Source organism: bacterium (Candidatus Blackallbacteria) CG13_big_fil_rev_8_21_14_2_50_49_14 (genome assembly GCA_002783405.1).
Lineage (GTDB): Bacteria > Cyanobacteriota > Sericytochromatia > UBA7694 > UBA7694.
The window spans coordinates 23,639-35,278 of sequence record PFGG01000031.1 but is presented as its reverse complement, the minus strand read 5'-3'; the positions used below and the strand labels follow the sequence as shown (position 1 = coordinate 35,278).

Below are 11,640 nucleotides of genomic sequence, written 5' to 3'. Positions count from 1 at the left end.
CCTTGAAAAAAGGCCTCCTCTTTATTGAGGAGGCTTTTTTTCGCTTGAGTATTTCATTTTTTCTTCAAAGTTGTTTTGGCTGGATGAACAAAGAGTAGGAGCGTTGGGTTCTTCAATGTCTATGAAAAAGTTTCTCTTTTGCAGTTTGCTTTTAGGTTTGAATGCTTGTGCTGCAGCTGAACCCAGAAAATTTACGATTGAGGAAGGTGAACGCCTAAGACGGGTGTCTGTTCTCAAACAAGAACCGAAAAATCTCTCGCTTTGTCAGTATATTGGCCCTATAGAGGCGATAGATGGAGAAGATCAGGCCTGGAGTTTTTTTCGCCGCTGGGGAAGTTTTGAACAGGCGATGTATTTGCTTCAACTGGAGGCAGCCAATCGGGGGGGGAATCTTGTGATCATGGATTCGGAGCAGCCCTCTTACTCTCGTAGCAAAACTAATTTTCAAGTTTATTATATTTTACGGGGACGTATATTTGCCTGCTCAAATAACTCAAATGGCCAGTAAATTTTGAATATCGATTTGAGTCAAGCATCTGCACTTACCTTTTTCGTGTTATCCCTTGGTATTGCCTCAATCTTTTGAGATGCAAGAGCGAGTTTGTCTTGATGTCTTGAGTATTCATTTGAGTAATAAGCATCCATTTCCAGCATAAAATTTCTTAAATACTCTAGATATTCATATTGAAATATGTTATTTTGATCTTGTCCTGGTGACAAGGCGTTGCGGCCCCACCCGTTCCCATCCCGAACACGGTAGTGAAACGCGATAGCAGCGAAAATACTCGGCGGGAGACTGCCCGGGAAGATAGCCCGTCGCCAGGTCAACCTATAGAAAAGCCTTCTCTTCACTCAAGAGAAGGCTTTTTTGTGTGCCGACTTGTGTTTTGGGTTGATTCTGACATTTCCAGTTTTGCCTTTGGGAGTGTCCTATATGAAGACAAGGTTTTGCACAAAGGTAAGCTGAGCCACTAAAACCTGGCTTGAAGCCCAACGCCGACATTCATGCCGGTATCATTTTTGAAATGTCCGTAGGTGGAGTTAAATATCTGCTCTTGGGTTGCATAGCCATAGGCTTTGATACTGTCAGTCAGTTTCACATCGACTGCTTGTGTGGTGCGTAAGCGCCAACCTTCAGGGCTGTCGAGGAAGCTGTTGTCTGAACGCACACTGAAGATACCTTTGCTATAGGAAATCCCAGTAGATGCGCCGGTGGCCTCCAGATTATTGGCCTGAAGTGCGAGGTATTGACCCCCCACATAGGCTCCAAAGCCGCTGTTCTGGTAATGCAGACTGCCATTGACACCGACATTGCTGTAAATGCCTTTGCCGCCTGTGCCATAGCCCAGACCCATAGCCATGATATCGGGTGCGATGAAGGCTTCTGTCTTGTAGCTGAAATGTTCACTCAGTTTTCCATCCAGGTGCTGGCCCAAGCGCAAGGTGGCATGGTTCATGCCTGCCATCAGACCTTGATCCATTTTCCAACCTGCACCGGTTTTTCCATCGGAGGCGTTGGTGCCTTCTCCCTGACTGAGAGCCAGGGCCCCGGTTAATTCGCCGCCCAGGGTGGTGCGTAGCTGGTGGTTCTCGCCCAGATTCTTCTTGAGGGGCGTCCATTGGCCTTCGGCGTGTGCGCCCAGCATCAGAGCTGGATGGCTTTCCCATTGATTGGGACCAATGCTGTGATGGCCTTCTTCTGGGCGATATTGAACACCTGCAGCGATACGCATCCAATCATCGCTGTTGCCGGTTTGATACCCTACGGCCGCACTGACGCTGTTGCGTGCGGTAGGATCTGGCGAAGATCCTGTATCAGCTGTGATTTTAAAGCCCCAGTTCTCGTTTAGGGCGCCTTCGAGTTTGACGCCGCCGGCCTTATCCCATTCCAGGCTGTTTTCGTGTTTCAAGCGCATGGTATCTTGGTAGAGCATATGCCCCATGGTATAGTGCAGCCGCTCGATATAGCCGGTTTGATTGGCTTCAGGCTTTGAATAGACATTGATAATTTTTGCTTCAGGGCGTACCGCCTGTACGGCCTCTTCATGTGAAAGGGCGGGGCGTCCGAGAATTTTGGCAATTTGTTCAGGGGAATAATGTGTGCCGTATTCAATCATGCCGAAGCCTTCATGATTTTTGCCTTCATAGGTCAGCACGGCGTGTTGAATACCTTCTGATTTATAGCCTGTCTGGCGGGCATTGTAGCCATTTTCCTGCAGAATATACGCGCCTAAAAAATGGCTGTCTCGGCAGATGCCCTTGCGTGCTTCAAGCGTATATTCAGGGGATTGTGCGCCACCTGGGCCGGTGCCATTGTCTGCGCGATCGTGGTCATAAATTTTACTGCCAAAGGGCTGCAGCAATTGGGTGACTTGATCGGGGGTTGTGAGTTTGTGGGTGAGAGCGTCCAGACTGATGCCTGCAGGGGGAGTGTAGCTGCCTGGATTGCTGCCCTGGAGGGGTTGGCTCTTGGGATCCCGTGTCCCCAGGGCGCTATAGCCTGGAAACAGATCTCGTTGGGGGCCGGGGCCAGTGGGTTCATCTACAAAGGCCAAACGGGGTTTGACCTGGGTGATGGTTTGACTTTGAGGGTCAATTTCCAGACGGTTTTCCTGCAGGGCTTGGGCCAGTTCGGCCTGGGTCAGCTCACCATCTTGGGGGTGGGTATCCAGGGTTTGAATTTGGGAACGTGTCAGCCCCAGATCTGCCGCCCGGTCATGGGAAACGCCTTTTTGAGGGTCGGGTATCATTTTCTGTGCCAGATTACGCGCGCTCAATGGATCCATATTCTCTCCAAGTCACTCACAGGATACTTTTATTGTAGCCTGTGAATCTGCGAGTCTGAATTAAATTTAAACGGGAATTAAAGAAAAGGGGAGTTTGGTTTTGAAACCTCAGCACGGTCAAGCTATCTGGATTGAATCAGCTTCATTTTGAGTCCGTAGCGAGGACGCAGGGTAACCAAGGGTTCGGGCTCCACAGGATGCGCTTCGATCGCTTGGGCTTCCCACTTCTGAGCCAGCGTGGCCAGAATCAGAATGCCTTCCATCCACGCAAAAGCTTCCCCAATGCAATTGCGGGGCCCACCCCCAAAGGGGAAATAGGCGAATTTGGGCAGGCTGTGTCGGAAGGCTTCGCTCCAGCGTTCAGGAAGAAAGCTTTCAGGTTGTGTGTACCAGCGAGGGTCGCGATGCACCAGGTATTGGCTCATGATCACCACGGCACCTTGGGGCAAATAATAGCTTTCATTCAGGGTATATTCTTCGAGTGCCGTGCGTCCGAGAATCCAGGCCGGAGGATAGAGGCGCATGGATTCAGTTAAAATTTGGCGGGTATAGCGCAATTGGGAGAGATCTTCGACATCGGGCAGACGATCGCCAATCACATGCTGCAGTTCTTGTTTTAAACCTGCCATGACACGGGGGTGTTGGGCCAGCAGATGCCAGGTCCAGGCCAAGGCATTGGCCGTGGTTTCATGGCCTGCCATAAACAGGGTAAGCGCTTCATCCCGAATTTGTTTGTCGCTCATACCTTCGCCATTGCCTTCGCTGTCACGGGCTTCAAGTAGCGTGGCAATCAGATCCTGCTGATTGCTTTTGCCTTGGCGATGCTGGGAAATAATCTCAGCAATGGTCTGATCCAAAATCGCCTGGGCTGCCATCAGGCGTCTGCGGCCGGGGGTATTGAGCTGGTATTTTCGTACCAACAGGGCCCAAGGGTTTCCCACCATTTTGATGGTTTCCAAAACCGTATACATGGCCTTGCCCAATTCGGCAGCTTCACCCTCGACATCGGCGTTGAAGAGGGTCTCACCGACGATGGCCAAGGTCAGGCGCATCATTTCGGCGGCCATATCAATTTCCTGATTGGCTTGCCATTGTTCACGCAGCAGCACGGCTCGCTTGACCATGGTCTCTGCATAGTTGCGAATCTTTTGGCGGTGAAAAAGTGGTTGAATGATCCGGCGTTGACGGTCGTGATGCTCTCCACCACTGGTTAAGAGACCTTCTCCGAGCAAATCTTTGGCCATTTCAAGAAAACGGCCTTTTTTAAAGGAGCGGTAATCGCGCACCAGAATTTGCTTGATCAGCTCAGGCGCATTGAGCAGGCAGATCGGTTGAGGGCCCATCTGAAAATAACAAAGCTCTCCATACTGCGCGTACAGAGAGCTGAAAAATTCAAGTCGGTTTTCACGAAAGCGGCGCATGTTCAAGGTTGACTCCCAAAGGGGAGGCCCAGGCGGAAGACGCCGCTGCATACTTATTTGACGACAGAAAAGCCGGCTGCCTGCCAGGCCATGATGCCGCCTTTGATTTCATAGACATTGCGAAAACCCAGTTCCCGCATCATGGTCATGGTTTGGCCGCTGCGATTGCCACTGCGGCAATAGAGAATCGTGGGTTGGTGGCGGTTCATCTGTTCAAGTTGGGCTTTGAAATTGGTATCGTAAAAGTTCTTGAGGGTTGCGCCAGTTAAGTGTCCTTGGGCAAATTCTTCAGGGGTGCGCACATCCAGTACCAGCCACTGGGCATTGGGGTCAGCCAGCCAATCATGGGCTTCTTGGGGCGTGATTGTAACCATGGCCTGGGTTTGAATCGGAGCACGCTGAACGCTCAGGTTCATGGGCAGACGTGCAGCAGGAAGGGGCAGGGTTTGTGCGGAGCAGGCACTGAGGGCCAGCAGGGCCAAAGGAAGCAGTTTGCGAAACATAAAAACCTCAGATTAACTTGAATTTAATATTATTTTAACATTTGACTTTGTGCTTGTAAAGCCTGAATTTTGATCCTGAACCCTGATTTTTTCAAGAATTCGCTATAATTTTCAGCCTTCTCAATCCGGTTGGGCAGATTGTGGGATTTTCAGCGCTTGAATCACTTGACCCAGATAGTTCGTTAATTCTTCTGAACAGAGATGACGCCGCTTTCCCGCCTTGGCCAATTCCTGGCTGGGGCCTTCTGGCCCACCTGGGCCATCGGCATAAATCAGATCTTTGCTGTCGGGTCGGCTCAGACGCAAAAGTTTGGGCGCTGGGCCCACCCAACTCCGTTCGACCTGGCTGGTGCAGATCAGATCCTGTTTTTCCAGCAACTTGCTTAAGCTTTGATAGTCTTCGCTCTCCAGGACTCTTTTGATAAAAACATGGCTTTTGGGATCGATCATGCGCTGAAAATGGTATTCGGCGGAAAGTTTTTCATTCTGGGGATCCAGGCGCAGATAGAGTGAAAAGGCGTTTTGGTATTGCGGGGGCAGTTCGGCATTTGCAGCAGGAATCAGCCAGGTATTCCAACTGTATTTGCTGAGAAAATCCTGGCGATCCATGCGTTGAAAATATTCAAGACTTTCATAGCTTCTGTCTGAGGGGGTGGGTTTGAAAAGCAAACAACTGGAGAGCAGTACCATGCCTCCTAGAAATATATATTTCAGGTTCATGCTTTTGTCCTCAAGCTTTCAAAATTTGGGTCGGGATCATTGTGGGGATTGAGGTTTTGCTCGGAATCCGTAAACCACATCAGCCACAGGGGCAGGGTGGCAATGGCACCCTGCCCTTGATTAAGCGCATAGAGTTTTTCCTGAAAGCGGTTCCAGACAGGCATGGCGAGTGTTTCATCGCCTGCTTGCTGCAGGGCCTCCAGGAGGGTATCTGCGGCCATGCGACAGGCAAAAATCTGGCTTTCCTGTTCGGGGCCCCGCCGCCAGGTAAAATAACCATAGGCGCGGCAAATCGCGGGTCTGACCGGGTAAATGCTGCACATGCCTTCGACCAGCATGGGGCATTGGGTACAGCCAAAGGGGGGCAAAGGGATTTTGGCTTCAGGTTGAAGCAGGCGCAGCTGCTCGTTCAGAAAAAGATCGACCTGGGGGCGGTGCATTTGCTCATTCTGGGCTAAAATTCGCTGGCGATCGGTGGCTGGCATTTCCAGCAGATAGCGGTGAATATGTCGCCACTCCAGGGCGCTCACCCTGGGCAAACCACTGTCAATGCAACATTGACTGCAGCCTGCCTTGCAAGGAATCGCCGGATACTGTTTCTCAACCAAAAAGACCAGAAATTCGATCAGGTAGTACAGATCATGCACGTCATCACTTTCACCTACATTGGATGCGCTTTGCAACCATTGCCAGGTCTGTGAGATGCTAATTTGCAGATTTGTGGTTGAAGGCGATGTCATGACGGCTTACCAGGGTAATAACGGCCAGTAAAAACCAAAACAGCAATTGAATCGGAGGACGGTAAAAGACCGTATCGACCATGCCATGAGCCAGCAGGCCCACCAGACCAATCAGGCTGGCTGATAGAAACAGACGGGCGGTATAATCGATCTCCTGTACAATGCCCCAAACGCAGCGGGCGGCATGGCTGATCAGCATGCCCAGGAAAATCAGCAGGCCCCCCAAGCCCATTTCAACCCAGACTTCCAGAAAAATATTATAGGTTGAAAGTGCCTGAAAGCCTGTGGCCATATAATAGGTATAAATTTTCTGAAAAACCTTATTGCCCATGCCAATGCCTGTCAGGCCAAAATCATGAATAATCTTAAAGCTGCTTTGCCAGACATTGATCCGGAATTGGTTGGAAGAATGGCTACCCCCACTGATCAGAGAGCGCAGGCGTTCAAGCAGGGCCGGGTTGTGTAGAATCAGCCAGACGCCTCCGGCCAGGGCCAAGAGACTACCGCCAATTAAAAGCCCTTTGAACAGAGCACTTTTGGCGAAAAGATGCCAGAAAATAATCAAACAGGTGAAAAAGGCCACACCTGCGCCCAAGGCCAGCGCGATCCAGGCTCCCCGACAGTAGGTGAAATAAAGACAGGCCACTTGAATGGGAAAGGCAAGAAAGAGCAGCCATTTGCGCCAACCCAAATTGCCAAAATAGAAAAAGACAGTGAGCGCCATGGGGGGCAGCAAATACCCGCCCAAAAGATTGGGGTTGCCCAAAAACGAATAAACCCGTGTCAGCTTGTATTCTGAGCTGGGATCATCCCAAAGGGCCAGGGGCGGAACTTTGATCTGCCATTGGTATAAACCATAGAGCGCAATTACGATTGAAGCCAGAATAATGGCCCAAGCAGCCAGTCGCAAATGGGTAAGGGTTTGTAAATTGGCAAGAAAGCAGAAATAGGCAATCAGATAGGTCAAGGTTTTGGCGTAGCCATAAAGGGAGAGTTTGAGAAAAGGAGAAAACCCTGTTGAAACAAGCCCCCAGGCCACAAAAAGTAAAAGTAAAGCAGTCAAACTGCCTATTGGGAGCTTTTCTTCGCTGAGCAGCAATCGCATCAGGGTCAGAAAACCCGCTAAAAAAACCAAGGCCCCATTCATACCACTTTCAAAGAAGGGTGAGGCAAAAAGCAAAAGCAGAGTTGCATACAGCGCCAGATTGGGAATCCAGCGGGCGAAGACGCTGCCTTCTGCATAGGGCAAAAGTTTATGCCGCAAAAATAAAATGGGCAAGAGCAAAGTTTGCAGAATCCGGCTTTGGTAGAGCCCCGTCTGCAGGGGAGTATCCTGTGCGTTCAGGCCCAGCCAACCGGCCAGGCGTTCCAGGGCCAAGAGCATCAGCTGCCCTGTTCAGTCATTTTGACAAGCATAATCGAGCCATTGAGGCGGTAGCCAAAAGCATCAAGCTCAACCGTATTGCCGACTTTGAGGTGGTAACCCCCCATGACAATACCTTCTGCCGTGACTTCGGCTTTGTCCTTAAAGACCAAATCCAGATCTTTGATTTCTTTGGCTGTGGGGTCGGTGATCATCATGACTTTGTCGTGGGAGTCGAGAAAAGGAATCTGACGATCGCGAATATCTGCTTTGATGACTTCAACCGGTGCATAGCGTTGGTTGCGAATGGTCAGAAAGGCTTTTTCACCCACTTTAAAAATGCTGGGGTCAAGTACGCGGGCACCACGAATGGCCACTGTTACTTCAGCAGTGCCTTTTGCCAAGACAATCTTATTCAGGGGAGAATTGCCTTTGGCGACCCAGCCAATGCCCGCGAGCATGGCGACGAGAATAATGGCGAAAGAGAAATCGATAATATTGATACGGCCAAAAAGTTTGCCTTGAGTATCCATCATGCGGGTGAATTTCCTTTGGTTGAGAGTTGGAGCAGGGTTGCTTTCATTTCTGTGGGCGTGGTTGTGCTGGAGCCTAGGCGGCGGATCACGATACTGGCCGCCAGATTTGCCAATTCCATAGATTCAGGCATGGTGCAGCCGGAGGCCAAAGCGGTAGCCAGGGTCGCTACGACCGTGTCTCCTGCACCCGTGACATCAAAAACCTCTGTTTTATTGAGGGCTGCAACCTGGTGGGTTTGCCCATTCCGCTCAAACAGGCTCATGCCTTCATCGCCGCAGGTGATCAGCACGGCTTTTGTTTGCGTGATTTCTAAAAGCTTCTGGCCTGCCACAAGCAGTTCTTCAGGGGTTTGAATCAGGGCACCGAGATTGTTTTCTGCTTCTGGTTTATTGGGGGTCAAGAGCGTGGCGCCGTGAAAAAGACGCAAATCTTCCTGAGAATCGACAATCCAGGGTTTGTCCTGTTTCGCACAGACTTGGCGTACCTGTTCAATCAGGGCGGGCACAATCACGCCATTGCCATAATCTGAGACCAAAACCAGATCTGATTCTGCGATTGCAGCCTCTAAACAGTCCCCCAGACGCGTCAACGTCGCTTGATCCAGAGGGGATTGGGGCAGTCGATCGAGACGCAAAACCTGTTGTGTGACCGATTGTCGGCTGTGCGCTGAAATGCGGGTTTTGGTCGTGGTCGGCACCTGGGGGTCGACGAAGATATCCTCGACTGCAATGCCCAGATTTTTGAGCAATTCAATCAAAATGGGCCCTGAAGTATCCTGGCCGACCACCCCAATTGCGCGGGCCTGGGCCCCCAAAGTGGCCAAGTTTGCCAAGGTATTGGCGGCCCCCCCTGGTTTAAAGGAGCGGAATTTTTCTTCAACGATCGGGACAGGGGCTTCGCGTGAAATGCGGCGAACTTCGCCTTCGATATACTCATCCAGGATCAGATCGCCGATGACGGCAATACGTGGAGCTTTCAGCAGTTCAAGTGCTTTGAGTAAGTCAGGAGTATTCATTGTTTTAGTCCAGGTTGGGGATATGGGCAATGCCTAATTTTTTTTTCAGTTCTTCATTATACTCTGCCACATAGCGCTCTGCCTGTTGTCGATCCAGGATATGTGAGAATTCGTCGCCAATATTGCCTGCCATCATTTCTCCACTGATCGCCAAGGCACCACCACCAATCAAACCCGCAATGCCGACCCAAATGGCGCCATCGAATTTGATCAGGTTGCTGGCGAGCAATCCGCCTACGGCCATGAGTCCGAGTCCGCTCAAGGTTAAGGTATTGCCGAAGGTTTGATTTTCTTCTACTTTATCCAAGACATCGGTTTTGCCGATCATTTTCAAGAGCGTCATATCATCGACTTTGTCATTGATACCCCGCATGATCAACCAATGGTTTTTCAGTTCTTTAATACGCAGTCTTTGCAGCTTGTATTTTTGAACGAGTAAATCCTGTTGGGTGAGTTGTTGCACGTCATTGAAAGGAAAAGAGGGTTCGGCCCGAAGTGGAGCAACTGGCAGAACCAATGAGAAACAGAAAAGCAGCAGCCACAGTGTTTTGATGCGCATATTAGGCCACCGCAGCCATGTTTTGACGTAAAAAAGCCTCAATAAAGCCATCAATTTCACCATCCATCACGGCACTGAGATTTGAGGTCTCAAAATCTGTACGATGATCTTTTACCATTTTATAGGGGTGAAAAACATAGGAGCGGATTTGGCTGCCCATGCTGGCTGAAACCGGTCCTCCTTTGATGTCTGCCAGTTTTTGCTGGTGAGCCAGGCGTTCGCGCTCGTAGAGTTTGGCCTTGAGTACTTTCAAAGCCGTATCTTTGTTCATCAGCTGAGAGCGTTCATTCTGACAGGCGACAACGATGCCTGTGGGTAAGTGGGTAATCCGCACGGCGGTTTCTACCTTGTTCACATTCTGACCCCCTGCTCCACCTGAGCGGAAGGTATCTATTTTGAGATCGACAGGGTTGATCTCGACTTCGATTCGATCGTCAATCACGGGAGTCACTTCAATCGACGCAAAAGAGGTCTGGCGTTTGCCGTTGGCGTTAAACGGCGAAATGCGAACCAGGCGATGGGTTCCTTTTTCGGCGTTCAGCAGGCCATAGGCATGGTTGCCGGTGGCGACGAGGGTGGCACTTTTAATTCCGGCTTCATCGCCTTCGGTGACGGAAATCAGATCGGTTTTGAATTTGCGTTTTTCACACCAGCGGGTATACATGCGCAATAAAATTTCAGCCCAATCCTGAGCGTCGGTTCCGCCCTCGCCTGAGGTAATCGTGACAATCGCAGGGGCCTGATCATATTCTCCGCTGAGCATGCGTTCAACTTCCCATTGACGCAGTTCTTTCTGCATCTCCTCCAGTTGGGTCAGCACATCGGGCAAAAGGGAACTGTCATTTTCTTCGCGGGCCATGGTCAGGAGTTCCTGGCTGTCTTTCAGGGTGGTTTCCCAACGTTCAATCCGTTGATACTCTTCTTGTAGGGCGGTGAGTTCCTGTGAGCGGCGCGCGGCTTCATCGGGGCGATCCCAAAATCCCGGTTGCTGGGTTTCGATCTCAAGACTTTCAATTCGGGAGGCTAATTCAGCGAGGTCAAAGAGACCTCCTGATATCTTGATACTGCGCTTCTAATTGGCGCAGGGGCTCTTCAATTTCATGAAACTCCATAAATACCTCGCATGTGGACAGGTTCTCAGGTCATGCTAGCAGATGAGATCCGAGATATCAAGCGTTTTCGCGCTGGGGATGGCTTTCCGGTCTTGTGAGCGATCTGATGTTAGGGTTAACGGAAAAGAGAGCGCCGAAGATAAAAAAACGTTCGCGAATTGAGAACTCCGTCATTTTCAAGGTGTCGCTCTGAAAAGGATGCAGGGCTTTTTAAGGTGATGTGTACATAGTGAAGAGGAGATACTTATTTTGGTAACCGTTGAATTTGCTTCTGTAAATCGATAAAACACTCCTCAGGAGAAAGACCTGGCTGATAAACCAGGTGAATATCCGGTTTTTGTGGCCATTCGGGTTCAATATCTACACCTACAACCTCTTTGATTTCTCCTGCCAATGCTTTGCTGTAAAGGGATTTTTGATCCCGTTCCTGAAGTATTTCAAAGGGGGTATCCAGAAAAATTTCAATATAGCCGGGTAAGTTTTTGCGATTCCAAGCCTGTACCTCGTGGAAGAGCGAAATCGTGGCACAAACGACGTTCAGGCCTTGTATTGAAAGCATATGACACATATGGCTGTAGCGCCAGGCCAGTTCCAAACGCTCAGCACGGCTGTATCCCTTGGTTTTTCCAAAAACTTCGCGCAAAACATCGCCATCAAGATAGACTGTAGCTTGGCCTGCGGAGCGCAGTGTCTGCCAAAGCTGTTTGCCAAGGGTGCTTTTGCCTGAGCCAGCCAGACCCGTGAGCCAGTAAACCTTGTTTTTCTCAAAAAAATCTACTCTGTCTTTGGCTACCATTGTTTTGGTGTTTCACAGATTTTTTATGTATTTATTTCAATTGGTCTTGTGTTTGACTAAGTATACAATGAAAGAAAATCTACCAAGG

At 50.0% G+C, this 11,640-nt stretch carries 12 protein-coding genes and 1 rRNA gene; 2 read left to right on the top strand and 11 right to left on the bottom strand.

Features of this window, described 5'->3' with window-relative positions; all coding sequences use genetic code 11:
* Positions 1-121 precede the first annotated feature (121 nt).
* The gene (locus COW20_06540) at positions 122-508 is read left to right on the top strand and encodes a hypothetical protein (protein PIW49288.1); all 387 of its coding nucleotides are present in this window, start codon (positions 122-124) and stop codon (positions 506-508) included.
* A gap of 201 nt (positions 509-709) precedes the next feature.
* Positions 710-825: ribosomal RNA gene (gene rrf, locus COW20_06535) — 5S ribosomal RNA — on the top strand.
* 146 nt (positions 826-971) lie between these two features.
* Here rrf and COW20_06530 read toward each other — a convergent pair.
* From COW20_06530 to COW20_06480, 11 genes are all read right to left on the bottom strand, one after another.
* Positions 972-2,786, bottom strand: a complete 1,815-nt coding sequence (locus COW20_06530; protein PIW49287.1) for a hypothetical protein — start codon at positions 2,784-2,786, stop codon at positions 972-974.
* Between the two features lie 122 nt (positions 2,787-2,908).
* Positions 2,909-4,258, bottom strand: a complete 1,350-nt coding sequence (locus tag COW20_06525) for a cytochrome P450 (GenBank protein ID PIW49286.1) — start codon at positions 4,256-4,258, stop codon at positions 2,909-2,911.
* A 2-nt stretch (positions 4,259-4,260) separates the two neighbouring features.
* Positions 4,261-4,710, bottom strand: coding sequence for a rhodanese-like domain-containing protein (locus COW20_06520; protein ID PIW49285.1), 450 nt, complete (start codon positions 4,708-4,710; stop codon positions 4,261-4,263).
* A gap of 120 nt (positions 4,711-4,830) precedes the next feature.
* Complete coding sequence (locus COW20_06515; protein PIW49284.1) at positions 4,831-5,400, bottom strand: hypothetical protein; 570 nt, start codon at positions 5,398-5,400, stop codon at positions 4,831-4,833.
* A gap of 26 nt (positions 5,401-5,426) precedes the next feature.
* Positions 5,427-6,170: a hypothetical protein gene (locus COW20_06510; protein PIW49283.1), complete on the bottom strand. Its 744-nt coding sequence runs from the start codon at positions 6,168-6,170 to the stop codon at positions 5,427-5,429.
* On the bottom strand, positions 6,136-7,554 hold the full coding sequence (locus COW20_06505) for a hypothetical protein (protein PIW49282.1): 1,419 nt from the start codon (positions 7,552-7,554) through the stop codon (positions 6,136-6,138). Before COW20_06505 ends, COW20_06510 begins: the two co-directional genes overlap by 35 nt.
* Positions 7,554-8,069: a hypothetical protein gene (locus tag COW20_06500; protein ID PIW49281.1), complete on the bottom strand. Its 516-nt coding sequence runs from the start codon at positions 8,067-8,069 to the stop codon at positions 7,554-7,556. Before COW20_06500 ends, COW20_06505 begins: the two co-directional genes overlap by 1 nt.
* Complete coding sequence (locus COW20_06495; GenBank protein PIW49280.1) at positions 8,066-9,085, bottom strand: D-glycero-beta-D-manno-heptose-7-phosphate kinase; 1,020 nt, start codon at positions 9,083-9,085, stop codon at positions 8,066-8,068. Before COW20_06495 ends, COW20_06500 begins: the two co-directional genes overlap by 4 nt.
* Positions 9,086-9,089: 4 nt before the next feature.
* Positions 9,090-9,644 carry a hypothetical protein gene (locus COW20_06490; protein ID PIW49279.1) on the bottom strand — a complete coding sequence of 185 codons (555 nt, stop codon included), beginning with the start codon at positions 9,642-9,644 and terminating at the stop codon, positions 9,090-9,092.
* A gap of 1 nt (position 9,645) precedes the next feature.
* Positions 9,646-10,707: a peptide chain release factor 2 gene (locus COW20_06485; GenBank protein PIW49278.1), complete on the bottom strand. Its 1,062-nt coding sequence runs from the start codon at positions 10,705-10,707 to the stop codon at positions 9,646-9,648.
* Positions 10,708-11,000: 293 nt separating this feature from the next.
* Positions 11,001-11,552: an adenylyl-sulfate kinase gene (locus COW20_06480; GenBank protein ID PIW49277.1), complete on the bottom strand. Its 552-nt coding sequence runs from the start codon at positions 11,550-11,552 to the stop codon at positions 11,001-11,003.
* Positions 11,553-11,640 lie beyond the last annotated feature (88 nt).